This is a genomic window from Roseateles asaccharophilus, assembly GCF_031458115.1.
Lineage (GTDB): Bacteria > Pseudomonadota > Gammaproteobacteria > Burkholderiales > Burkholderiaceae_C > Pelomonas > Pelomonas asaccharophilus_A.
Genome location: NZ_JAVDXV010000007.1, coordinates 369,329 through 393,336 on the forward strand (window position 1 = coordinate 369,329; position 24,008 = coordinate 393,336).

21 protein-coding genes and 5 tRNA genes are annotated in these 24,008 nt (G+C 67.0%); 4 read left to right on the top strand and 22 right to left on the bottom strand.

The window, feature by feature from the left end; all coding sequences use genetic code 11:
* Window positions 1–9: 9 nt before the first annotated feature.
* From J2X21_RS18830 to J2X21_RS18930, 21 genes are all read right to left on the bottom strand, one after another.
* Window positions 10–85, bottom strand: a tRNA-Glu gene (locus J2X21_RS18830).
* Window positions 86–134: 49 nt separating this feature from the next.
* Window positions 135–210 (bottom strand) — tRNA-Ala (locus tag J2X21_RS18835).
* Between the two features lie 85 nt (window positions 211–295).
* A tRNA-Asp gene (locus J2X21_RS18840) sits at window positions 296–372 on the bottom strand.
* Between the two features lie 99 nt (window positions 373–471).
* Window positions 472–547 (bottom strand) — tRNA-Glu (locus tag J2X21_RS18845).
* A 47-nt stretch (window positions 548–594) separates the two neighbouring features.
* Window positions 595–670: transfer RNA gene (locus J2X21_RS18850), tRNA-Ala, on the bottom strand.
* Window positions 671–746: 76 nt separating this feature from the next.
* Window positions 747–2,180: a glutamate--tRNA ligase gene (gene gltX, locus J2X21_RS18855; RefSeq protein WP_404667377.1), complete on the bottom strand. Its 1,434-nt coding sequence runs from the start codon at window positions 2,178–2,180 to the stop codon at window positions 747–749.
* Window positions 2,180–3,691, bottom strand: coding sequence for an amidophosphoribosyltransferase (gene purF / locus J2X21_RS18860; RefSeq protein ID WP_310331177.1), 1,512 nt, complete (start codon window positions 3,689–3,691; stop codon window positions 2,180–2,182). Before purF ends, gltX begins: the two co-directional genes overlap by 1 nt.
* Before the next feature lie 11 nt (window positions 3,692–3,702).
* Window positions 3,703–4,251 carry a CvpA family protein gene (locus J2X21_RS18865; RefSeq protein ID WP_310331178.1) on the bottom strand — a complete coding sequence of 183 codons (549 nt, stop codon included), beginning with the start codon at window positions 4,249–4,251 and terminating at the stop codon, window positions 3,703–3,705.
* A gap of 1 nt (window position 4,252) precedes the next feature.
* A complete protein-coding gene (locus J2X21_RS18870) occupies window positions 4,253–4,978 on the bottom strand; it encodes an SPOR domain-containing protein (protein ID WP_310331179.1) in 726 nt (241 codons plus the stop codon).
* 15 nt (window positions 4,979–4,993) lie between these two features.
* Complete coding sequence (gene folC, locus J2X21_RS18875) at window positions 4,994–6,304, bottom strand: bifunctional tetrahydrofolate synthase/dihydrofolate synthase (RefSeq protein ID WP_310331181.1); 1,311 nt, start codon at window positions 6,302–6,304, stop codon at window positions 4,994–4,996.
* A gap of 59 nt (window positions 6,305–6,363) precedes the next feature.
* The gene (gene accD / locus J2X21_RS18880) at window positions 6,364–7,236 is read right to left on the bottom strand and encodes an acetyl-CoA carboxylase, carboxyltransferase subunit beta (RefSeq protein WP_268153251.1); all 873 of its coding nucleotides are present in this window, start codon (window positions 7,234–7,236) and stop codon (window positions 6,364–6,366) included.
* Between the two features lie 3 nt (window positions 7,237–7,239).
* Window positions 7,240–8,040, bottom strand: a complete 801-nt coding sequence (gene trpA / locus J2X21_RS18885; protein WP_310331184.1) for a tryptophan synthase subunit alpha — start codon at window positions 8,038–8,040, stop codon at window positions 7,240–7,242.
* Window positions 8,037–9,290, bottom strand: coding sequence for a tryptophan synthase subunit beta (gene trpB, locus J2X21_RS18890; RefSeq protein ID WP_310331185.1), 1,254 nt, complete (start codon window positions 9,288–9,290; stop codon window positions 8,037–8,039). Before trpB ends, trpA begins: the two co-directional genes overlap by 4 nt.
* 8 nt (window positions 9,291–9,298) lie before the next feature.
* Window positions 9,299–9,940 (bottom strand): phosphoribosylanthranilate isomerase, encoded by a 642-nt coding sequence (locus J2X21_RS18895; RefSeq protein ID WP_310331187.1) that lies wholly within the window; start codon window positions 9,938–9,940, stop codon window positions 9,299–9,301.
* The gene (gene truA, locus J2X21_RS18900) at window positions 9,937–10,719 is read right to left on the bottom strand and encodes a tRNA pseudouridine(38-40) synthase TruA (RefSeq protein WP_310331189.1); all 783 of its coding nucleotides are present in this window, start codon (window positions 10,717–10,719) and stop codon (window positions 9,937–9,939) included. The genes J2X21_RS18895 and truA overlap by 4 nt, the downstream gene beginning before the upstream one ends.
* A 58-nt stretch (window positions 10,720–10,777) precedes the next feature.
* On the bottom strand, window positions 10,778–13,330 hold the full coding sequence (locus J2X21_RS18905) for a FimV/HubP family polar landmark protein (RefSeq protein WP_310331190.1): 2,553 nt from the start codon (window positions 13,328–13,330) through the stop codon (window positions 10,778–10,780).
* 258 nt (window positions 13,331–13,588) lie between these two features.
* On the bottom strand, window positions 13,589–14,701 hold the full coding sequence (gene asd / locus J2X21_RS18910) for an aspartate-semialdehyde dehydrogenase (protein ID WP_310331191.1): 1,113 nt from the start codon (window positions 14,699–14,701) through the stop codon (window positions 13,589–13,591).
* A gap of 93 nt (window positions 14,702–14,794) precedes the next feature.
* Complete coding sequence (gene leuB / locus J2X21_RS18915; RefSeq protein ID WP_310331192.1) at window positions 14,795–15,889, bottom strand: 3-isopropylmalate dehydrogenase; 1,095 nt, start codon at window positions 15,887–15,889, stop codon at window positions 14,795–14,797.
* A gap of 1 nt (window position 15,890) precedes the next feature.
* Window positions 15,891–16,538 carry a 3-isopropylmalate dehydratase small subunit gene (gene leuD, locus J2X21_RS18920; protein WP_310331193.1) on the bottom strand — a complete coding sequence of 216 codons (648 nt, stop codon included), beginning with the start codon at window positions 16,536–16,538 and terminating at the stop codon, window positions 15,891–15,893.
* Between the two features lies 1 nt (window position 16,539).
* Complete coding sequence (gene leuC / locus J2X21_RS18925; protein WP_310331194.1) at window positions 16,540–17,952, bottom strand: 3-isopropylmalate dehydratase large subunit; 1,413 nt, start codon at window positions 17,950–17,952, stop codon at window positions 16,540–16,542.
* On the bottom strand, window positions 17,949–18,842 hold the full coding sequence (locus J2X21_RS18930; RefSeq protein WP_310331195.1) for a LysR family transcriptional regulator: 894 nt from the start codon (window positions 18,840–18,842) through the stop codon (window positions 17,949–17,951). Before J2X21_RS18930 ends, leuC begins: the two co-directional genes overlap by 4 nt.
* A 184-nt stretch (window positions 18,843–19,026) precedes the next feature.
* On the opposite strand from J2X21_RS18930, the gene J2X21_RS18935 reads away from it, so the two are divergent.
* From J2X21_RS18935 to J2X21_RS18945, 3 genes are read left to right on the top strand one after another with little or no spacing between them, the layout of a single operon-like run.
* Window positions 19,027–19,935, top strand: coding sequence for a glycosyltransferase family 2 protein (locus J2X21_RS18935; protein WP_310331196.1), 909 nt, complete (start codon window positions 19,027–19,029; stop codon window positions 19,933–19,935).
* 35 nt (window positions 19,936–19,970) lie between these two features.
* Complete coding sequence (locus J2X21_RS18940; protein ID WP_310331198.1) at window positions 19,971–20,468, top strand: class I SAM-dependent methyltransferase; 498 nt, start codon at window positions 19,971–19,973, stop codon at window positions 20,466–20,468.
* A 14-nt stretch (window positions 20,469–20,482) separates the two neighbouring features.
* On the top strand, window positions 20,483–21,127 hold the full coding sequence (locus J2X21_RS18945) for a class I SAM-dependent methyltransferase (protein WP_310331199.1): 645 nt from the start codon (window positions 20,483–20,485) through the stop codon (window positions 21,125–21,127).
* A 9-nt stretch (window positions 21,128–21,136) separates the two neighbouring features.
* Here the strand turns inward: J2X21_RS18945 and J2X21_RS18950 are convergent, their stop codons facing one another.
* Window positions 21,137–22,480 (bottom strand): phospholipase C/P1 nuclease family protein, encoded by a 1,344-nt coding sequence (locus J2X21_RS18950; protein ID WP_310331201.1) that lies wholly within the window; start codon window positions 22,478–22,480, stop codon window positions 21,137–21,139.
* A 290-nt stretch (window positions 22,481–22,770) separates the two neighbouring features.
* On the opposite strand from J2X21_RS18950, the gene J2X21_RS18955 reads away from it, so the two are divergent.
* The gene (locus J2X21_RS18955) at window positions 22,771–23,997 is read left to right on the top strand and encodes a Yip1 family protein (protein ID WP_310331204.1); all 1,227 of its coding nucleotides are present in this window, start codon (window positions 22,771–22,773) and stop codon (window positions 23,995–23,997) included.
* The last annotated feature ends 11 nt before the right edge of the window (window positions 23,998–24,008 follow it).

The window sequence follows — 24,008 nt, forward strand, 5'->3', positions numbered from 1 at the left end:
TTACCAACCTGGCATCCCCTAGGGGATTCGAACCCCTGTAGCCACCGTGAAAGGGTGGTGTCCTAGGCCTCTAGACGAAGGGGACATAACCTTTCGATTTCAAATCACGCTGCCCAACAAACCGTAGTTTGTTTTGGTGGAGGTAAGCGGGATCGAACCGCTGACCTCTTGCATGCCATGCAAGCGCTCTCCCAGCTGAGCTATACCCCCATGGAGCGTGATTCAAAACAATCTTCAAAAACAAACGGCCAATAAATTGGCCGTTCATTTTATCGGGCAAACCCGACGGAATCCTTGGCGGAGTGGACGGGGCTCGAACCCGCGACCCCCGGCGTGACAGGCCGGTATTCTAACCAACTGAACTACCACTCCGCGTGGGATGAATTCGATACCGTCTCTCAACAATATCCAAGCTCATCAAACTCGCCCGTCTTGCGACGGGATTGTCAAATTCTGTCTTTCGACAGTATTTGGCGTCCCCTAGGGGATTCGAACCCCTGTAATCACCGTGAAAGGGTGGTGTCCTAGGCCTCTAGACGAAGGGGACTAATCCTTCACACTTGAACTGCGCCACTTGAATCTCTTGCGAGATTTTGGTGGAGGTAAGCGGGATCGAACCGCTGACCTCTTGCATGCCATGCAAGCGCTCTCCCAGCTGAGCTATACCCCCTGCGTTGCCGATTTCGTTGTTACCAACTCTTCGTTAACGGCGCTGTTCAAGCGAGACCAAGAGTATATGACGAATTTCAGAGAGATTGCAAGCGATCGAGAACTTTTTTCTTGTCGAAGTGCTCCAGCACCGCGTCCAGCGAAGGTGTCTGTGCACGACCGCACACGACAACCCGCACCGGCACGGCCAGTTGCGGCATCTTCAACCCGGCCGCCGTCAGTGTTTCCTTCAGGACTTGCTGGATCACGACCTTGTTCCATTCGCCAAGAGCCGCCAGCCGGTCGGCCAGTGCTTTCAGAACCGGCCGGATGCTGTCGGTGACGTGCGTGGCGAGGTCTTCGGCGGACGGCGCCACCGGGGCGAAGTACATCGACAGCCAGTCAGCCAAGATCGCCACCGTGGCGCAGCGATCCTTGAAGAGGCCGATCTTGGCTTGCACGTCAGCCACGGTCACCACGATGCCCTTGGCGGCCAGTTGCTCCACCACCAATTCAGCCAGGCGAGCCTCGTCGATGTGCTTCACATAGTGGCTGTTGACCCAATCCAGCTTGGCCGGATCCCACTGAGCGGGACTCTTGGACAGATGGCTGCCGTCGAACCAACTGATCATCTGCTCTGCGGAGAACAGCTCATCGTCGCCATGGCTCCAGCCCAGGCGAGCGAGGTAGTTCAACATGCCCTCAGGCAGGTAGCCATTGGCTGCGTAGTCCATCACGCTGACCGCGCCACGACGCTTGGATAGCTTCAACCCGTCATCGCCCAGGATGATGGGCAGGTGGCCGAAAGACGGCAGCGGCGCGCCCAGCGCGTTGAAGATGTTGATCTGCCACGGCGTGTTGTTGACATGCTCGTCGCCGCGGAACACGTGGCTGATGCGCATGTCCCAGTCATCGACGACGACGGCGAAGTTGTAGGTGGGCACACCGTCCGTGCGGGCGATGATGAGGTCGTCGATCTCGCGGTTGTTGATGGTGATCGGGCCTTTGACGAGATCGTTCCAGGTCACGTCTCCCTCAATGGGGTTGGCAAAACGGATGACCGGCTTCACGCCGTCGGGCGGTGTCGGCAGCGTCTTGCCCGGCTCGGGGCGCCAGCGGCGGTCATACAGCGTCTTCTGGCCGCGGGCCTTCTGTGCCTCGCGCATCTCGTCCAGCTCCTCGGGCGTCGCATAGCAGCGGTAGGCCTTGCCTTGGGCGATGAGCAGGTCGATGACAGCCTGGTAGCGGTCCAGGCGCTGCATCTGATAGATCGGTCCTTCGTCATAGCCCAGGCCCAGCCAGTTCATCGCCGCGATGATCTGGTCGACCGAGTCCTGCGTGGAGCGAGCGACGTCGGTGTCCTCGATGCGCAACACAAACTCGCCGCCGTGATGACGGGCAAATGCCCACGAGTACAGCGCCGTGCGGGCCGTGCCCAGGTGCAGGAAGCCGGTCGGCGATGGCGCAATGCGCGTGCGGATCTTGTCGAAGGAACTCATTCGGAACTCAGTGTCTTGTGGGTCGTCACGCATCAGCCTTCGCCGCCGCTCTGCAGCGCCAGCCGGCTGCGCGCCGCGGCGTCTTCCTCATCCCCCTGGGAGACACGCTGCTCACGGATGGCAGCGAAGTCCTCCAGGCTGACGTCGCCGGTCACGTAGTGGCCATCGAAGCAGCTCGCATCGAAACCAGCCAGCCCTGGACGCAGCGCGGAGACGACGCGCTTCATCGCATCGACGTCCTGGTAGATCAGCGCGTCGGCGCCGATGTACTGGCGAATCTCTTCGACGGTGCGGCCATGGGCGATCAACTCTTCCTGCGTCGGCATGTCGATGCCATACACGTTGGGGAAGCGCACAGGCGGTGCGGCCGAGGCCAGGTAGACCTTGCGGGCGCCGGCGTCGCGGGCCATCTGCACGATCTCCTTGGACGTGGTGCCGCGCACGATGGAATCGTCCACCAGCAGCACGTTGCGGTTCTTGAATTCCAGGCCGATGGCGTTGAGCTTCTGGCGCACACTCTTCTTGCGCGCACCCTGCCCCGGCATGATGAAGGTCCGGCCCACGTAGCGGTTCTTCACGAAGCCCTCGCGATAGGGCTTGCCGATGCGGTGCGCCAACTGCATGGCCGACGGGCGGCTGCTTTCCGGGATGGGAATGACCACATCGATGTCGCTGGGCGGCATCGTGGAGATGACGCGCTGCGCCAGCGTCTCGCCCATGTTCAGGCGGGCCTGGTAGACCGAGATGCCATCGATGACCGAATCCGGGCGCGCCAGGTAGACGAACTCGAACATGCAGGGGTTCAGCGAGGGCGCGTCGTTGCACTGCTCGGTGTGCAGCTTGCCGTCCATGTCGACGAACAAGGCCTCGCCCGGGGCGACATCGCGCTCCATCACGTGGCCCGTGCCCTCCAGCGCCACGCTCTCGCTGGCCACCATGAAGTCACCGTTGCTCGCACGGCCGAAGCACAGGGGGCGGATGCCGAAGGGATCGCGGAAGGCCAGCAGGCCGTAGCCGGCAATCAGCGCGATGACGGCATAGCTGCCCTTGATGCGCTTCTGCACGGCGCGCACGGCGGAGAAGATTTCCTTGGGCGTCAGCGGCAGGTCACGCGCAGCCATCTCCAGCTCATGCGCCAGCACATTGATCAGCACCTCGGTGTCGCTCTCGGTGTTGATGTGGCGGCGATCGATGTCGAACAGCTCGTCCTTCAGCGCGTGGGCGTTGGTCAGGTTGCCGTTGTGCACCAGCACGATGCCGAAAGGCGCATTCACGTAGAAGGGCTGGGCCTCTTCCTCGTTGTAGGCGTTGCCGGCCGTCGGGTAGCGCACCTGGCCCAGGCCAATGTTGCCGGGCAGCGCGCGCATGTTGCGGGTGCGGAACACGTCTCGCACCATGCCGCGGGCCTTGTGCATGAAGCACTTGTGGCCTTGCATCGTGACGATGCCGGCCGCGTCCTGGCCGCGGTGCTGCAGCAGCAGCAGCGCGTCATAGAGGAGCTGGTTGACGGGAGAGGCCGCGAGGGTGCCGACGATGCCGCACATGGCGAGGGTCCTTATTGGGTAGCGTCCGCTTCAGATGGGGTCATCGAGCGGGAAATAAAACGGGCAAGAGGTTCGGGCAGCAACGGCGCCGCGTCGCGCAGCACGCCGGTCAGTACCGGCGCGGCGCGCGAGGCCTGCCAGGTGGCCGACTGGGCCAGCGGCGAGGCGCCGATGACCAGCACCAGCAGCAGTGAGATGAAGACGCCGCGCAGCGCGCCGAAGCCCGCGCCGCCCAGGCGGTCAATGGCGGACAGCGGTGTGGCGTGGATCAGTGCCTTGACCAGGCGCGTGGCCAGGCTCCACACGATGAGCACGGCGAAGAAGGCGAGCGCCAGCGTGATGACGTGCAGCGTGGTCGGCCCGAACTGTTCCAGCCAACGTTCGGGAAGCAATTCCGCAACCAAAGGCGCCAGCGGCGACGCCGCGAAATAGGCGATCACCCAGCCGGCCAGCGACATGACTTCGAACACGAGGCCGCGCCAGATGCCAATGCCGACAGAGATCAGCAGCACCAGCAGCAGCGCGAGATCGACCCAGCTGAGTGCCACACCATCGTCCATGTCAGAGAGTCAGGATGGCGCCGGGCAGGCCTGCGCTCTTGAGCTTGGCGGCGGCGCGCTCGGCCTCGTCGCGGTTGGCGAACGGCCCCAGACGCACGCGCACGCGGCGGCCGTCGGCCGTGTCCACCGCCTGCGCATAGGTCTTGAGACCCAGTTTCTCGATCTTGGCGCGCATCTCCTGCGCCGCCTTGTTCTCGCCATAGGCGCCCACCTGCACGATGAAGCGCGACGCGGACGCCGCGGCAGGCTCTTTGCCGTCCAGCAGGGCCTGGGCGCGGGCGCCATCGTTGGCTTGCGGCTTGGCAGGCTTGTCCGCAGGTTTCTCGACGGGCTTCTCCGCAACCTTGACCGGGGGCTGTTCGGCCGGCTTCTCTGCCGGCTTCTCCACCAGACGAGGTTCGACAGGCAGCTCCGCGCTGGCGGCCGGTGCCGGCTGGGCCTGCGACACGGGTTCGCGCGTTGGCACGGCCAGCGGCGCCGCGGTCTCCTTGCGCGGAATCTCGATGGGCAGGTCCACCGGGATGGGCCGTGGCTGGGTCTCGAAGATCAGCGGGAAGCCCACCACGCCGGCCGCGACCAGCACGGCGGCGCCGATGAGGCGGCGGCGCGCGCGGATGCGCAGCACCTGCACATCGTCGGCCGCGCTGGCCTTGGCGCCGGACTTGGCCGACTTCTTGGGCGCCGCCGCGGCTGCGTCGTCGCGTTTGAGGAAGGAAAACAGGCCCATCGGCGGCGTCTGGCGTCAGTGAAGAGTGGGAGGCTGCGACGCGGTAGCGCCGGCGGTCACACGGGGGATGCCCTGCTGCAGCACGCCACCCACGGTGTAGAAGGAACCGAAGACCAGGATTCTATCGGCCGTGGTCGCCCCGGCTGCTGCAGCGTGCAGGGCGTCGAGCGGGTTGGCGTGGGTGCGCGTCGTGACGCCAGCCGGCGTCTTCAGGCCGGCGGCCAGGAAGGCGGTTTCCAGTTGCTCGGCCGTCGCGGCACGCGGGATGGGCAGGTCAGTGAAATGCCACACATCCACCAGCGGCGCAATGCGCGCCAGGATGCCGGCGAGATCCTTGTCCGCCATCGCGCCGAAGACGGCATGCGTGCGCGGGAAGAAGCCCATCTGGTCGAGGTTCTGCGCCAGTGCGGCGACGGCGTGCGGGTTGTGCGCCACGTCCAGCACGACGGCCGGCTGGCCGGCCAGCACCTGGAAACGGCCCGGCAATTCGACCAGCGCCAGCCCCGTGCGCACGGCCTGGGCGCTGATGGGCAGGCGGTCGGCCAGCGCCTCGAACGCGGCCAGCACGCCGGACGCGTTCAGCAACTGGTTCACGCCGCGCAGCGCCGGGTACGACATGCCCGAGTAGCGCTTGCTGCGCCCGGCCCATTGCCACTGCGTGCGGTCGCCGCTGAAGGTGAAGTCCTTGCCCAGCTGACGCAGGTCGCAGCCGAGTTCGGCGGCGCGCGCGGCCAGGGATGCTGGCGGCACAGGATCGCTGACCACCACCGGGCGGCCGGCCCGCATGATGCCGGCCTTCTCGCGGCCCACGCTCTCGCGGTCGGGGCCGAGGAATTCGGTGTGGTCCAGGTCGATGCTGGTGATGACGGCGCAGTCGGCATCGATGACGTTGACGGCATCCAGACGGCCGCCCAGGCCCACTTCGAGGATGACCAGATCCAGCGGCTCGTGCTGCAGCCGGCGCATGATGGCCAGCGTCGTGAACTCGAAGTAGGTCAGCGTGATGTCGCCGCGCGCGGCCTCGACGGCCTCGAAGTGCGGCTCCAGCGACTCGGCGGCCACCGGCGCACCACCCACGCGGCAACGCTCCTGGAAGTGCACCAGGTGAGGTTTGATGTAGAGGCCCACCCGGTAGCCAGCGTGCAGCGCGATGGACTCCAGCATCGCGCAGGTCGAGCCCTTGCCATTGGTGCCGGCGACGACGACGGTGGGGCAGTCGAAGGCGATGTTCAGCTTCTCCTTCACCGCCCTGACGCGGTCCAGCGTCATGTCGATGGTCTTGGGATGCAGGCGCTCGCAGTGGGCGAGCCAGTCGTCAAGCGTCATGGCAAATTGAAAAACAAAAGCCAGGCGCGGGGCCTGGCTTGGGGTCACGGGGACGACGTTCAGGCGACAGCGTCCGCGCTCTGGCGCTGCAGCATGGCGAGCTGGCGGGCAATGGTCTCGCGCAGCTGGCGGCGGTCCACGATCATGTCGACGGCGCCCTTCTCCATCAGGAACTCGGCGCGCTGGAAGCCCGGGGGCAGCTTTTCGCGCACGGTGTTCTCGATGACGCGCGGGCCGGCGAAGCCGATCAGCGCCTTGGGTTCGGCCAGCACGATGTCGCCCACGAACGCGAACGACGCCGACACGCCGCCCATGGTCGGGTCGGTCAGCACGCTGATGTAGGGCAGCTTCGCCTTGGCCAGGCGCGTCAGCGACGCGTTGGTCTTGGCCATCTGCATCAGCGACAGCAGACCTTCCTGCATGCGCGCGCCGCCGGTGGCGGTGAAGCAGATGAACGGCGTCTTCTGCTCGATGGCCGTCTCGACGCCACGCACGAAGCGCTCGCCGACGACGGAGCCCATGGAGCCGCCCATGAAGTCGAACTCGAAGCAGGCCGCGACGACGGGCACGCTCATCACGGCGCCGCCGATGACCACCAGCGCGTCGGTCTCGCCGGTGTTTTCCAGCGCTTCCTTCAGGCGGTCGGGGTACTTCTTGCTGTCCTTGAACTTCAGCGCGTCGACCGGCAGCACCTCCTGGCCGATCTCGTAGCGGCCTTCACCGTCGAGGAAGGCGTCCAGGCGCGCACGGGCGCCAATGCGGTGGTGGAAACTGCACTTGGGGCAGACGTTGATGTTCTGCTCCAAGTCGGTCTTGTAGAGCACCGTCTCGCAGCTCGGGCACTTGATCCACAGGCCTTCGGGCACCGTACGGCGGTCCGCCGGGTCGCCTTGCTGGATCTTGGGCGGGAGCAGTTTGTCGAGCCAACTCATGTCTCAGTCCTTGTCGAGTGCGGCGCGGATTTCACGGATGAAGGCCGCGCCAGTCAAGGCGACATTATCGGCTGGCTCGCGCTCCAGCAGCTCGACCAGCTTGGAACCGATGACGACCGCGTCCGAAACGTCGGCCACGGCCCGTGCCGTGGCGCCGTCACGGATGCCGAAACCGACGCCCACCGGCGTGCTGACATGCTGCTTGATGCGCGGCACGGCCTCAGCCACGGCGGCCGTGTTCAGGTGACCGGCGCCGGTCACACCCTTCAGCGATACGTAGTAGACATAGCCGCTGGCCAGCTTGCCCACATGCGCCATGCGAGCCTCGGTGGACGTGGGCGCGAGCAGGAAGATCGCATCCATGCCTGCGACGCGCAGCTTGGCGGCGAAGTCCTCGCACTCCTCGGGTGGGTAGTCGACGATGAGCACGCCGTCCACGCCGGCGGCTGAAGCGTCAGCGACAAAGGCGTCCAGGCCGTAGCGCTCGACCGGGTTGGCATAGCCCATCAGCACGATGGGCGTTGCGCCGTTGCGGGCGCGGAAATGGCGCACGTAGTCCAGCACATGGCGCAGCGAGATGCCCTTGAGCAACGCCCGTTCGCCGGCGCGCTGGATGACGGGGCCGTCGGCCATGGGGTCCGAGAACGGCACGCCCAGCTCGATGACGTCGGCACCGGCTTCGGCCATGGCCAGCATCAGGTCCACGGTGGCGCCGGGATGCGGGTCGCCGGCGGTGACGAACGGGATCAGCGCCTTGCGGCCTTCGGCCTTGAGCTGTTGGAAGGTGGAGTCAATGCGGCTCATTGCTTCACCTTCTCACCGGCTTGCGACGGGCGGTCGAAATAGGCGGCGCCAGACAGGTCGGCCACGGTGCCGATGTCCTTGTCGCCACGGCCGGACAGGTTCACGAGCAGCACCTTGTCCTTCCCCAGCGTCGGCGCGAGCTTGATGGCGTGCGCGACAGCATGGCTGGATTCGAGCGCCGGGATGATGCCCTCGGTGCGGCACAGGCGATGGAAGGCCGCCAGCGCCTCGGCGTCGGTGATGCCCACATACTCGGCGCGGCCGATGTCCTTCAGATGGGCGTGCTCGGGACCGACGCCGGGGTAGTCCAGACCGGCGGAGATCGAGTGCGTCTCGATGATCTGGCCGTTGCCGTCCTGCAGCAGGTAGGTGCGGTTGCCGTGCAGCACGCCGGGGCTGCCAGCGGTCAGCGTGGCGGCATGCTTGCCGCTGGCCACGCCCTGCCCTTCGGCTTCGACGCCGATGAGGCGCACGTTCTCGTGCGGGATGTAGGGGTGGAAGATGCCGATGGCATTGCTGCCGCCGCCCACGCAGGCGATGACGGCGTCCGGCTGGCGCTGGATCAACTCGGGCATCTGCTCCAGGCACTCCAGGCCGATGATGCGCTGGAAGTCGCGCACCATCATCGGATAGGGGTGCGGGCCGGCCACGGTGCCGATGATGTAGAACGTGTTCTCGACGTTGGTGACCCAGTCGCGCATCGCCTCGTTCAGCGCGTCCTTCAGCGTCTTGCTGCCGCTGTCCACCGGCACGACGGTCGCGCCGAGCAGCTTCATGCGGTAGACGTTGGGGCTCTGGCGCTTCACATCCTCGCTGCCCATGTAGACCACGCATTCCAGGCCATAGCGGGCGCAGATGGTCGCCGTGGCCACGCCGTGCTGGCCGGCGCCGGTCTCGGCGATGACGCGGGGCTTGCCCATGCGCTTGGCCAGCAGCGCCTGGCCGATGACGTTGTTGATCTTGTGCGCGCCGGTGTGGTTCAGGTCCTCGCGCTTCAGATAGATCTGGGCGCCGCCCAACTCACGACTGAGGCGGTCGGCGTGATAGATCGGACTGGGCCGGCCAACGAAGTGCTTCAACTCCTTCTTGAACTCGGCCAGGAACTCGGCATCGTTCTGGTAGTGCGCGTAGGCGTCCTTCAACTGGTCCAGCGCATGGACGAGGGTCTCGGAGACGAAGCTGCCGCCATAGGTCGGTTGGCCAAGCGCACGGAAATGCCCGGTCGCGTCGGGCTGGTCGTAGGGGAACATGGTCTTCCTTATCCGTGAATCTCACGGGAGAGTTCCGCATCGGCGCGTCGCACCGCGTTGCAGAACTCGTGGATCAGGTCGGCGCTCTTGATGCCCTTGGACACCTCGACGCCGGAACTCACATCAACGGCCCAGGGCCGCACCCGGGCGATGCCATCGCCGACGTTTGCTGCATTCAACCCACCAGACAAAACGAGGTGAGAGGCTGCGCTTGGTGGAATGAGTGACCAATCGAAGACCTTGCCGCCGCCGCCATAGCCTTCGACGGGAGCGTCGAGCAGGATGGCCTGGGCGCTGGAGAAACGAGAACCGAAGTCTACCAAGTCAAAGCCCGGCGCCATGGCGGCCGCGCGCAGATAGGGCCGCTTCATGCGATCACAGTCGGCTGGCGTCTCGTCGCCATGAAACTGGATCAGCATGTTGGGCAGCGCCTCCAGCCCGGCCTGCAACTCGCCATCGGTCGCGTTGACGAACAGGCCCACGGGCGTCACGAACGGGGGCAGCAGGCGTGCCAGCGCCTTCGCCCGCTCCGGCGTCACGGCGCGCTTGCTCTTGGCGTAGAAGACGAAGCCGATGGCATCGGCGCCGGCCTCTACAGCGGCTTCCACATGAGCTTCCTGCGTCAGCCCACAGATCTTGATTCGGGTCATGGCAACCAATCGAGCGCGGCCACATGCCGCGGAATGTCCAGCTCGGCATCGTAGGTCGGGCCGAGAAAGTAGAGCCCGTCCGGGGAGAACGTCGGCGCCGCCACCTTGCGGTCGCGCGCGGCCAGCACCTCGGACACCCAGTCCGGCGAGCGCGTGCCGCTGCCAACCGCGAGGATGCAGCCCATCAGGTTGCGCACCATGTGGTGCAGGAAGGCGCTGGCCTCGAACTCGAAGCGCCAGTAGACGCCGCGGCGCTGCACCCTGATCTCGCGCAGCGTCTTGATGGGCGACGCGGCCTGGCATTCGGACGAACGGAAGGACGAGAAGTCGTGCTCGCCGATCAGGCGCTCGGCCGCCGCCTCCAGCGCGGCCTGATCCAGCGGTCGGAAGATCCAGCCGCATTGGCCGCTCTCGATGGCCGGGCGCACGGCCGACTCCAGCAGCAAATAGGCGTAGCGCCGGCCGCGCGCCGAGTTGCGCGCGTGGAAGTCCTCGCCCGGGAAACGACTCCACTGGATCGCGATGTCAGGCGGCAGGTAGCGATTGACGCCGCGCACCCACGAGAATGGCTCGCGCTCCACCTCGGTGTCGAAGTGCACGACCTGGTTGATGCCGTGCACGCCGGTGTCGGTACGGCCGGCGCAGATGGTGCGGATGGGCTGGGCCGCGAAGGCGGACAGGCCTTTTTCGAGCGCGTCCTGCACCGTGCGGCCATTGGGCTGGCTTTGCCAGCCGTTGTAGCCGCCGCCGCGGTAGCTCACGCCAAGTGCAACTCTCATCGGTTCGGAAAGTAAAAACGCCCGGTCAAGCCGGGCGTTGGAGTATCGCGGCAGTGCCTTACCGCAGATCGTTCAGCATCGCCTGAGCGCGGTCGCGCAGCGAGCCGCTGGCGCGCTGGATCAGCTCCTGCAGCACCTCGCGGGCACCTTCGGTGTCGCCGATCTGGCGGAACTCGTCGGCCAACTCCAGCTGGCGCACCAGCGGGTCGCCATCGTCGTCACCCAGCGCGTCCAGTGCCTGGGTCAGCGCATCGGGGCTGGTCTCACCCGGCTGCGTGGGCTCGCCCAGGTCGAAGTCCAGATCCGTCGAAGCCGTCGTCGGCGCCGCGGGCGGCGACAGATCGCCCATGCCGCTGAGGTCGAAGTTCAGATCCGGCGCCGGCGGAGCCGTGCGGGTGCCGCGGCTGGAGATGTCGAAGTCCATCGTCATCGGCGCCTGTTCGACCGAGGCCGGCATGGCCTGGGTTGCGGCCATCGCGGTCGGCGACACGGGTTCGGGCGCATCCAGGTCCAGGTCCAGCGCCAGGTCGAAACCGCTGACCGGGCCGGTGTCCGGGCCGCTGCGGCCCATCGCATCGGTGGCGAGATGAGCCGCCGAGGCGGCAGCAGCTGCGGCGCCGCTGGGCAACGCCGTCTGCGGCAGCGTGCTCGCATTCATGGGCTCGGGGCGCAGCTCGGGGCCGTCCTCGACATGCGCGGGCGCGCCACCGGGCTGGTAGAGCGGATTGTCCGGATCGATGCCGCGGCCCAGTTCCTGCGCCTTGGCCCAGTCTTCACCGGAGCCCCGGGTCTCGGCGTACAGCTGCACGGCCAGTTGCTCGAAGCCCTTGGTGTCGCGGCGCTTGGCGTAGACCTCCAGCAGCTTCAGGCGGATGGCCAGGCGCGTCGGGTTGGCGCGCAGCGCTTCCTTCAGGATTTCCTCGGCCTGCAGGTCGCGGCCATAGGCCAGGTAGACATCGGCCTCAGCAACCGGATCCACGTCGCCGATGGCGTCCAGCTGGCTGAGCGAATAGCTCATGGACGACTGGCCGCTGTTCTGTGCGTCACGCGTATCCACGCGCTGACCACCAGTGCCGCCGAAGAAGGAGTCCGGCTGCAGGCGGCTTTCGTGGAAGCCGGTTTCGGCTGCACGGGCGGGACGGCGGGCACGCAGGCGGTAGAGGCCCAGGCCACCCAGCACAAAGACCAGCACACCGGCCAACGGCAGCACGATGGGGCTCTGCAGCAGTTGATCGATGAAGCTCGGCGGCTCAGCAGCCGGCGGCGGGGGCAGCGGCGCACTGGCCTTGGCCTGCGGGCGTGACGCCGGCGCGCTCGCCGCAGCCACTGCGGGTGCACTGGCCGCAGAAGCCGTCTCGGCCACCACGGGTGCCACCGGCAGCGTAGCGGGCACCGGCGTTGCCGCAGGCTCGGCCGAAGCGGCAGCACCCGGACGGGCGGCCGTCGACAGCCGCTTGAGCTCCTCGACGTTGCGCGTCAGCTCGGCCACGCGGGCGGCGGCATCCTTCTTCTCGCTGTCCTTGGACAGCTTGGCTTCCGTCGCGCTCGCCGCGGGGCTGCCGGCCTTGCTCAGAGTCAGCTTGTCGGGCGTGGGCGCGGCCGCAGGTTTGCGGTCTTCCACGGCGGCCTGAACCTGACCCTTGGACTGGCGCTCGCTCTCGGTGCTCTGCAGCGTGGGGGCTGCGGAAGCCAGGCGCTGGCGGTAGGCGGAGAAGTCGGCGCTCTGCGCCAGGATGATGCGACGCGCTTCGGGCGCCGGCACCGCGGCCAGCGCATCGCTGGACGGCACCTGCAACACGGCGCCCGACTTCAGCAGGTTCATGTTGCCGTCGATGAAGGCGTCGGGGTTGTTGCGGAACAAACCCACCAGCATCTGATCCAGCGAGATGCCGCTGACCTGCGTGCGCGAGGCCACCCGCGACAGCGAATCGCCCGGGCGCACCTTGTACTCGGACGCCGCCGTGACGGGCGGGCGCACGGGCGCAGGTGCCGGCACGGGAGCCGGCGGGCGGGCAGCGGCCACGGGAGCCGGCGCGGACGCCGAACCATTGCGCGGCAGCGCGGTGGTGGTCGCAGGTGCCGGTGCCGGCACAGCCTCGCTGGTGGTAGCGGGCGCCGGTGCCGGCGCGGCGGCGATGGCCGGCGGCGCAGTGATGATGGGGGCAGGCTTGGGCATGCCCGGCGGGTCGAACAGCAGCGTGTATTCGCGCACCAGGCGACCGCTGGACCAGGTCAGCTCCAGGATCACGTCGACGAAGGGCTCCTGCACCGCGCGGTCGCTGGACACGCGCAGCACCGTGCGGCCGTTCTGGCGCGCCACCTGCACCTGCGCGGAGGTCAACACCGAGTTGTACTCGACCCCGCCGGCGCGATAGGTCTCGGGCGGCGCGACGCGCACCTTCAGCGTGGCCGCTTCCTCGGCGGTCAGGCTGGTCACGTCGATCTCGGCCCGCATGGTCTCGCCCAGCGCCGATTGCACGTTCAGCTTGCCCAGCCCCAGGGCCTGCACACCGCCACTGGCCACGAGCAGCGCGGCGGCCAGGGCCAGGTGGTTGCGGGCGAACCCGGTCGGGCGGACTCCCTCGAATGCGTCGCGGATGTGGTCTTTCAAGGCATTCCCCAAAGCAACAAGGCGGGGCAATGGGCCCCGCCTGTCTCGATCTTCAGCACGCACTGCAAAAACCTGATTTGCACGGTATGGCCTGCGTCGAGTCTGGAATCAAAAACACAACAACATCAAGCATATACGCTGAAATGCTCAAGGGGTATCTGATGTGTCGTTTGGATTCAATATCAACGCCCGGGTGAACCCTAGGTCAAAGCGTAAAAGACCGTAAGCAAAAACGGGCCTGACGGCCCGTATTTAGTTTCAGCGGTCCAGCAGGATCCGCAGCATGCGGCGCAGCGGTTCGGCCGCTCCCCACAGCAGCTGGTCGCCGATGGTGAAGGCGCCAACATATTCGGGGCCCATCGCCAGCTTGCGCACACGGCCCACGGGGATGGTCATCGTGCCCGTGACGGCCACCGGCGTCAGGTCGCGCAGCGTGTCTTCACGCGTGTTGGGCACGTACTTCACCCACTCGTTGTCGGCGCGGATCATGGCCTCGATGTCGGCCAGCGGCACGTCCTTCTTCAGCTTGAAGGTCAGCGCCTGGCTGTGGCAGCGCATGGCGCCCACGCGCACGCAGAAGCCGTCGACCGGGATGCCGTCGGAGCCGAGGATCTTGTTGGTCTCGGCCATGCCCTTCCACTCTTCCTTGGACTGGCCGTTGCCGAGGTCGCGGTCGATCCAGGGGATCAGCGAGCCGCCCAGCGGCACGCCGAAGTTGGCGGTCTCGTCAGCCGACAGCGAACGCTGCTTGGCGATGACCTGGCGGTCGATCTCGAGGATGGCGCTCTTGGGGTCGTCCAGCAGCGGCTTCACGGCGGCGTTCAGCGTGCCGTACTGCGTCAGCAGCTCGCGCATGTGCTGAGCGCCACCGCCGGAGGCGGCCTGGTAGGTCTGCGTGGACATCCACTCGACCAGGCCGGCCTTGTACAGCGCACCCACGCCCATCAGCATGCAGCTGACCGTGCAGTTGCCGCCGACCCAGTTCTTGCCGCCGGCGGCCAGCGCGTTCTTGATGACCGGCATGTTGACCGGGTCCAGCACGATGACGGCGTCGTCGTTCATGCGCAGCGACGAGGCGGCGTCGATCCAGTGGCCCGTCCAGCCCGCCGCGCGCAGCTTGGGAAAGACTTCGTTGGTGTAGTCGCCGCCCTGCGCGGTGATGATGATCTCGCAGCGCTTGAGCTGTTCGATGTCGAAGGCGTTCTGCAGCTTCGTCTCGTTCTTGGCCTGCGCGGGGGCGTTGCCACCGGCGTTGGAGGTCGAGAAGAACAGCGGCTCGATCAGGTCGAAATCACGCTCGGCGGTCATGCGATCCATCAGGACCGAGCCCACCATGCCACGCCAGCCTACGAGGCCTACCAAGGTCGTCATCTTCAAATCCTTTGTCTGTCAGTCACCAAACCCCATCCACTTTGGGCCCCGGCTCGTTCGCCGGGTTTGGTCGGGGCGAGACGAGACGGAGCTTTAGCTCTTAATGGTTTTGGTGGTCGTGATGGCTTTGACGACAGCGTCGCCCATCTCGAGGGTCGTGACCTTCGAGGTGCCTTCACTCCAGATGTCGGCCGTGCGCAAGCCCTGAGCCAGCACCGACTCAACCGCAGCTTCGATACGAGCGGCGGCTTCGGGCATGTTGAGGGAGAACTTGAGCATCATGGCAGCGGACAGGATTGTAGCCAGCGGATTGGCGATGCCATTGCCGGCGATGTCCGGCGCGCTGCCGTGGCTGGGCTCGTAGAGGCCCTTGTTGTTCACATCCAACGAGGCGGACGGCAGCATGCCGATGGAGCCAGTCAGCATCGCGGCTTCATCGGACAGGATGTCACCAAACATGTTGCCGGTCACGACGACGTCGAACTTCTTCGGCGCCTTGACGAGCTGCATGGCCGCGTTGTCCACGTACATGTGGTCCAGCTCGACGTCGGGGTAGTCCTTGTGGACCTCGGTGACCACGTCCTTCCACAGCTGCGAGGTCTCCAGCACATTGGCCTTGTCGACGCTGGTCAGGCGCTTGTTGCGCTTGCGGGCGGCCTGGAAGGCGACATGGGCGATGCGCTCGATCTCGGGGCGCGAGTAGCGCATCGTGTCGAAGCCTTCTTCGCTGCCGGGGAAGTGGCCGTCCACGGCCGTGCGGCGGCCGCGCGGCTGGCCGAAGTAGATGTCGCCGGTCAGCTCACGGATGATGAGGATGTCCAGACCGGCCACCAGCTCAGGCTTCAGCGACGAAGCATGCGTGAGCTGCTCGTAGCAAATGGCCGGGCGGAAGTTGGCAAACAGGCCCAGCGCCTTGCGCAGACCCAGGATGGCCTGCTCGGGGCGCAGCGAGCGCTCGAGCTTGTCGTACTTCCAGTCACCCACGGCGCCGAACAGCACGGCGTCGGCTTCCTGCGCCAGCTTCAGCGTGGCGGGCGGCAGCGGGTGGCCGGCGGTCTCGTAGGCCTTGCCGCCGACGTCGGCCCAGTCCAGCTGCAGCGGCAGATCCAGTGCCTTCAGGACCTTGACGGCCTCGGCCATGATCTCGGGGCCGATGCCGTCGCCCGGCAGTACTGCAATCTTCTTCATCTCAAATCACTCGGTTGGCCAGCCAGGGTTTGGCGGCGATGCGCTGTGCTTCATAAGCGCGAATCTTGTCGGTGTGCTGCAGCGTCAGGCCGATCTCGTCCAGGCCGCCGATCAGGCACTCCTTGCGGAAGGGCTCGATGTCGAACGGCAGCTCGGCGCCGTCTGGCTTCACGACGACCTGCCGCGGCAGGTCCACGGTCAGCTGGTAGCCGGGGAAGGCGGCCACTTCGTCGAACAGGCGCGCGATGGCGCCTTCCGGCAGCACGATGGGCAGCAGGCCGTTCTTGAAGCAGTTGTTGAAGAAGATGTCGGCGAAGCTGGGCGCCAGGATGGCGCGGAAGCCGTACTGCTGCAGCGCCCAGGGCGCGTGCTCGCGGCTGGAGCCGCAGCCGAAGTTCTGGCGCGCGATCAGCACGCTGGCGCCGGCATAGCGCGGCTGGTTCAGCACGAAGTCGGGGTTGGGCTTGCGGCTGGCCGGGTCTTGCCCGGGCTCGCCATGGTCCAGGTAGCGCCATTCGTCGAACAGGTTGGGACCGAAGCCCGTGCGCTTGATCGACTTCAGGAACTGCTTGGGGATGATGGCGTCGGTGTCGACGTTGTCGCGGTCCATGGGCGCGACGAGGCCCTTGTGGGTGACGAACTTGTCCATGTCAGGCGAGGGTACGAACGTCGACGAAGTGGCCGGTCATCGCGGCGGCCGCAGCCATGGCCGGGCTGACGAGGTGGGTGCGGCCACCCGCGCCCTGGCGGCCTTCGAAGTTGCGGTTGCTGGTGGAGGCGCAGCGCTCGCCCGGCTCCAGCCGGTCGGCGTTCATCGCCAGGCACATGGAGCAGCCCGGCTCGCGCCACTCGAAGCCGGCAGCCTTGAAGACCTGGTCCAGTCCTTCGGCTTCGGCCTGCGCCTTCACGAGGCCGGAGCCCGGCACCACCAGCGCCAGCTTGATGTTCTTGGCCAGCCGGCCACCGACGCGACGCACGACGGCCGCGGCCTCGCGCATGTCCTCGATGCGGCTGTTGGTGCAGGAACCGATGAAGACCTTGTCGACGTGGATGTCGCTGATGGCCTTGTTGGGCTCCAGCGCCATGTAGGTCAGCGCGCGCTCGATGGCGCCGCGCTTGACGGCATCCTTTTCCTTGTCGGGGTCGGGCACGCGCTCGTCCACGGCCAGCACCATCTCGGGCGACGTGCCCCAGCTGACTTGCGGGCGGATCTGCGCGGCATCCAGTTCGACGACCTTGTCGAAGTGGGCGCCGGGGTCGGAGTGCAGCGTGCGCCAGTAGGCGACGGCCTGATCCCACTCCACGCCCTGCGGCGAGAACGGGCGACCCTTGACGTAGTTGATCGTCGTGTCGTCCACGCCGATCAGGCCGGCGCGGGCGCCGGCTTCGATGGCCATGTTGCAGACCGTCATGCGGCCTTCCATGCTCAGCGCGCGGATGGCCGAGCCGGCGAACTCGATGGTGGAGCCGTTGCCGCCGGCGGTGCCGATCTTGCCGATGATGGCCAGCACGATGTCCTTGGCGCCGCAGCCGGCGGGCAGCTTGCCCTCGACCTTGACGAGCAGGTTCTTGGCCTTCTTGGCCGACAGCGTCTGGGTGGCCAGCACATGCTCGACCTCGCTGGTGCCGATGCCGTGCGCCAGCGCGCCGAACGCGCCGTGCGTGGACGTGTGGCTGTCACCGCAGACCACGGTCATGCCGGGCAGCGTGGCGCCCTGCTCGGGGCCGATGACATGCACGATGCCCTGGCGCTTGTCGCTCATCTTGAACTGCGTGATGCCGAAGCGGTCGCAGTTGGCGTCCAGCGTGTCGACCTGCAGCTTGGAGACCGGGTCGGCGATGCCTTCGGAACGGTCCGTCGTCGGCACGTTGTGGTCGCTGACGGCCAGGTTGGCGGACAGGCGCCAGACCTTGCGGCCGGCCATGTCCAGGCCTTCAAAGGCCTGCGGGCTGGTCACCTCATGGACGAGGTGACGGTCGATGTAGAGCAGCGCCGTGCCATCGGGCTCGGTGTGCACGACATGCTCATCCCAGAGCTTGTCGTAAAGGGTTCTAGCGGTCATTGCTTGTCTCGAGGAATGAGTGTGTCCACGAAGCGTTGCACCACGGTGGGCAAGCGCTGTTGGCGCAGCACACCCAAGTAATAGTCGCGCTCGGCCCACGACTCTTCAAGTCGCAGCGCACGCACGCCGAACACGCGGGTGAAGCGGTCGGCCGGCTCTTCAGGCAGCACGGCCACGCCCAGGCCGGATTCGACCAGCTGCGCGATACCGTCGAAGCCCCGCACCTGCAGGCGCGCATTGAGCGTCTGGCCACGGGCCGCCGCCTGTTCGCGCATCAATTCCTGCGCGCTGGCGCCGGCATGCAGGCCGATGAGGTCGTAAGCCAGCAGGTCGTCGAAGCTGACGGCCTCGCGGTTGGCGAGCGGATGCTTCAGCGGCACCAGCGCCGCCAGGCGGCCGCGGGCGAACACCCAGGTCTGCACGCGGTTGTCCTGCACGGGGCCCGTGAAGATGCCGACGTCCGCGCGCCCTTCGGCGACGGCGGCCTGCACCTCGGTGCTGGTCAGGTCTTCCAGGCTGATGCGGATCTGCGCATGGGCCTGGGAGAACTCCACCAGATAGGGCGGCAGGCATTCGGCGATCGCGCTGGTGTTGGAGGCGATGCGCAGATGGCCCTTGATGCCGCGCGAGAACTCCATGACCTCGGTTTCAAGGGCATAGAGCGACGCGTGCAGCGAGCGGATGTGGCGCACCAGCGCCCGGCCGGCCTCGGTGGGCTCGACACCCCGGGCGCGCCGCTCGAAGAGCTGCACGCCGAGGCGGCTTTCAAGGTCCGACAGCCGCTTGCTGGCCGCGGCCAGCGCCAGGTGTTCCTGGGCGGCTCCGCGGGTGATCGAGCGGGTCTGCTCGATGGCCAGCACGAGGTTGAGGGTGGTGAGGTCGTGGCGCATGTTCGTCTCCGGCGTCAGCATAGCCTTCGTGAAGAACGCAATTCTGCGCCAGATTTACACCAAGGCTTCGCAATCAACGAATTTGAGCTGACGCCGGGCTGTCGGGATTCATCGGGCAACTGACGGGCTGCGCGGAGCTTGTTTCTGCGATGGACGGCCCCGCCACGGCCTACCATGCCCGCCCATGACGCCGCCCCCGCGCATCACCATCGGCATCCCGAGCTACAACCGCAAGGACGCGTTGCTCGACGTGCTGACGCGCCTGACCGACGCCTGTACGCCCGCGCACCGCGACCGTATCGACGTGCTGGTCATCGACGACGACTCCCCGGACGGCGCCTTCGATGCGGTGCGCGCCCTGCCCTTTGCGGCCGTCGATGGCGATGACGGCTGGCTGCGCGTGCGGAAGAATACTGACCGGGCGGGCTTCTGCGGCAACTTCTTCAACCTGATCCGCCAGTGCCGCAGCGACTACCTGCTCGTCAGCACCGACGACGACTGGCTGAACGCCGACGAAGTGTTGAAGCTGGCGCACTACCTGGGCGAGACGGACACGCCACCGGCCTGGATCACAACGCTGTTCCGCGCACCTGACGGCAGCGTCTACCGCGGCCGCGAGGATGTCGCACGCATCGAGGCGCACGAGTACCGCAACTGCTGCAACCACCTGCCCGGCATCGTACTGAACACGGCCTGGGCCCAGCGGCTGCTGCCGCTGATCGAACCCGTCGCCAACTCGCGCGACAACGTCTACCCGCAGGCCTGCTTCAGCCTGGCGCTGCTGCTGCTGGGTGCACCCTGCGTCTATCACCCGGCAGAGCCGGTCCGCACCGGACACGACCTGCCCTCGGGCATTGCCGGCTACAGCACGCTGGAATCCCGCTGGCGCCAGTTCAAGTTCTTCGACCAGTACATCGGGGCCCTGCAGGCGCTGAGCACGGCCGAGCCCTTCCAGCAGGCCCGCGCGCAGATCCACCAATTCCATCGCCAGCAGCTGTTCCGCACACTGGGGAATGGCCTGTCGGAGGAACGGCCCGACCTGCTGCCCCATTTCCTCGACGGCGCCCGGCAGTTCCTGGGCACGTCGGGCTGAAATCCCGCCCTTACTTCAGCACTCTGACTCCACCCATGGCAACGACCACGCTGGACCTGGGCTGCGGCCCCAACCCGCAGAACCCGTACAACGCCGATGAGGTCTACGGGCTGGACATCCGCCAGCTCGACAACCCGCGCATCCGCTCGGCCGACCTGTTCGTGCAGCCCATCCCGGGCCCCGACTGCGAGTTCGACTTCATCACCGCCTTCCATTTCATCGAGCACCTGCCGCGCGTGCTCTATGTGGACGGCCGCACCATCTTCCCGTTCGTGCGCTTGATGAGCGAGGTGTACCGCAAGCTCAAGCCGGGCGGCATCTTCATGTCGGCCACGCCCAACTTCCCGCACCCGCAGGCCTGGCAGGACCCGACGCACGTCAACATCATCACCGCCGAAACCTTCCCGGTGTATTTCGCCGGCCCCGATCCCACCGCGCGCATCTATGGCTTCAGCGGCGGCTTCGAGATGGTCAAGCAGGAGCAGCGCGCCCACGTGCTGTTCTCCGAACTGCGCCGCCCCCTCACCTCCTGACAGGAACCGTCCACATGAACCTCTGGCAAGACTTCAAGACCAACGACCAGAAGCTGGTGCACAAGTGGGTGCACTACTTTCCGATCTACGAGCGGCATCTGGCACCGTTCCGGAACCGGACCATCACGCTGCTGGAGATCGGCGTCTTCAAGGGCGGCTCGCTGCAGATGTGGCAGCGCTTCCTGGGCCCGCTGGCCACCATCGTGGGCATCGACATCAACCCCGAGTGCAAGCAGCACGAGGAGCCCGGCATCCACGTGCGCATCGGCGACCAGTCCGATCCGAAGTTCCTGCAGTCGCTGATCGACGAGTTCGGCACCTTCGACATCGTCATTGACGACGGCAGCCACAAGATGAACCACTTGGTCGCCACCTTCGAGTTCCTGTACCCGCGCATCGCGAAGAACGGCCTCTACATCGCGGAAGACCTGCACACCTGCTACTGGCCGGAGTACGGCGGCGGCGTGAACGAGCCGGGCAGTTTCGTCAACGTCAGCAAGTCGCTGGTCGACAAGCTGAATGCCGACCACTCGCGCGGCGCGATCGAGGCGGACTTCGTCGCCCGCAACACCTTCGGCATCTCGTTCTACGACAGCGTCATCGTCTACGAGCGCGGCACCATCCCCGTGAAGGCCGCACCCACCATCGGCCGCGGCTGAGATCCCCGGCTACTTGCCGGCCTGCTTCAGCAGGCCGCGCAGCCCGTTGCGGCTGTGCGAGCCGAAGTGCCGCAGCAGCTCCGCCACCTCGCGCAGCAAGGCCTCGCGCTGCCCCTGCATGTCGCGGGCCAGCTCAGCGCCCAGGCGCCCCTCATTGGCGGCAAAGTCGAAATTGGGGTCAGTGACGAATTTCGCCGGCGCCCCGACCACCACCGCCGCATCGGTGCGCGGCCCCGCCGCGAAGGCCTCGGCCGCCACGACGTCGCGCACGTAGCCCGGGCTCCAGGCTGGATAGCGCCCATCCAGCGCCAGATCGCGCAGCGCCTGCTCCAGCGGCCCATCGCGACGCTGGCGGGCGTTGTCCATGATCCAGCTGGTCTGGAAGTTCTCCAGCACGAAATGGCGGTTGCTCTGCAGCACCACCAGCCCCTGCCGGTCGGCCGGGGCGCCCAGTTGGGCCTTCAGGTTGACCCACATCATGTGGCCCAGCGTCGCGCCGGGCGCGGCGCTGGCGTGGTACGGCTGGGTCAGGTCCTCGACGTGATGCAGCGCCAGGCCCGCGAAGCGCCAACCCCAGTAGGCATGGCCGGTCTGCCAGGCCAGCACGGCCAGGCCACCGTACTGCTGTACGCGCAGCTCGGTGAAGGTGCGCGCGAAGCTCGGCGCCAAGGTGTTGAAGACGCGCCCTTGGTGAAAGAAGCCCATATGGAACGGCGCCTGCGAGCCGATGGCCACGGCCGGGTTGCCGAAGGGTTGCTTGCCAAAGCCATAGCCCGGATTGGACGGCGCACCCGCGTTGTCGTCGAACAGGTTCAGGTCATGGCCGTAGTCAGGCTCGTCGCAGGCCGAGGCCAGCACCGCCAGCGGCGCCACCGCCTCGCCCGCTTGCAACGCGACAAAGCGCTGCGTGGCGCCTTTGCTGTTGCCGACCGCGCTGACCTCGGCGGCGTCCAGCGCCGGGCGGCTGCTGTCCGCCTCGCGCGGGTCGACCTGCAGGTACAGCGCCAGCTTGGACTGCGGCGACAGGCGCAGCGCACGCAGGAAGGCCGCGCGCCGCTCGGCATCGCTGCGTTTGGCATCGGCCGTGAAGCGCAGCGCCTCGGGCCGTGGCGCGTGCCCCTTCAGGTGCTGGCGGGCCCAGGCCTCCTGGGCGTCCAGCGTGCGCGCAATGGCGGACTCCTGGGCGCGCAGGAAATCGACGAGGGGTTCGACCTTCACGGCCGCGGCGTTGGCGACCTCGGGCATGCGCTCGAAGGCGCGGTAGCACATGGGACTGTGGTTGCCCCAGGCCTGCGCGAGGGTTGGCAGCAGGGCCAGCAGAAGGAAGGTGTGGCGCATCGGGCGGCTTGACATGCGAAGGCGCAGATTCTGACCCCGACGGCCGAGCAAAGCCTTGCGACCGAATCCACGAAGCCGCTTGTGACGCCCCCGCCTTCCGGTGTGCCACGGGCCGGTCAGCCCAGCGCGGCACGCGCAAGTTTTGCTGTGTGCAGGTTACGGGCGGGTACGGTTTCGCAGAAGCAGCGATTGGGGAAGCGCGGCTTCGCCAACGCCAAAGACGCCGGCACGCGAGCGGCTTCATGAAAGCCCCATGTGCCATGCGCGGCGCGGCTCCTAGGATGGGCCATCCCGGGGAGACTGCCATGCAACTGGTCCAGCGCGCGCAAGACATCCTGTTCAAGCCCAAGGACACCTGGCCGCAGATCGCCGCGGAGGCCGCCACGCCGCAGTCGCTGTACAGGGACTGGGTGCTCATCCTCGCGGCAGTGCCGGCGGTGGCGGGCTTCGTCGGCCTGTCGGTGATGGGCGTGGGCGGCTTCGGCTTCAGCTACCGCGTGCCCATCGTCAGTGGGCTGGTGCACATGGTGTTCAGCTATCTGCTGTCGCTGGGCATGGTCTACCTGCTGGCCCTGCTGGTGAACGCGCTGGCACCCAGTTTCGGAGGCACCCCCGACCGCCTGGCCGCACTCAAGCTGGTGGCCTACGGCAGCACGGCAGGCTTCGCGGGCGGCGTGTTCCAGCTGCTGCCCTCGCTGAGCGCGCTGGGCCTGCTGTGCGGCGTCTACTCGATTTACCTCGTCTACCTCGGGCTGCCGGTGCTGATGCGCACCCCGCCGGAAAAGTCCGCCGGCTACACGGCCGTGGTGGTGGTGGCCGGCATCGTGGCCGGGCTGGTCGTGGGCGCGGTGAGCGGCGCGGTGCTCGGCGGCTGGAGCAGCGGACGCCCGGATGGTGGCGCGGTGACCATCCAGAGCCCCGGCGGCGACGTCACCCTCGACACCAGCAAGATGGAAGCGGCCGCCAAACGCATGGAGGCGTTGGGCAAACGCATGGAAGAGGCCCAGGCCAAGGGAGACAGCGCCGCGGCGGGCAAGGCTCTGGGCGACATGATGGGCGCGATGGCCGGCGCGACCGGCGGCGCCAAGCCCATGCCGGCCGCCGACCTCAAGGCGCTGCTGCCCGAGGGCTTCGGCGATTTCAAACGCAGCAGCGTCGAGGCGCAGAGTGGCGGCGCGATGGGCATCCAATCGTCTTCCGCCCGGGCCCGCTACGGCAACGGCGACAAGGCCGTCAGCCTGGACATCACCGACATGGGCAGCCTCGCCGGCATGGCCGGCCTTGCGGGCTGGGCCCACATGACCCTCGACAAGGAGACCGATGGCCGTGTCGAGCGCGTGTTCAAGCAGGGCGACCGCACGGTGCGGGAGGAGTACCGCAAGGATGGCTCGCGCGCCGAGATGACGGTGCTGCTGCCCAACGGCGTCATCGTCGAGGCGAAGGGCGATCAGGTCGGCATCGAACAGTTGCGCGGCATCATCAATGGCGTCGACCTCAACAAGCTCGCCACCGCAGCGCGCCCGCCCAGCTGAGCACGCCCCTG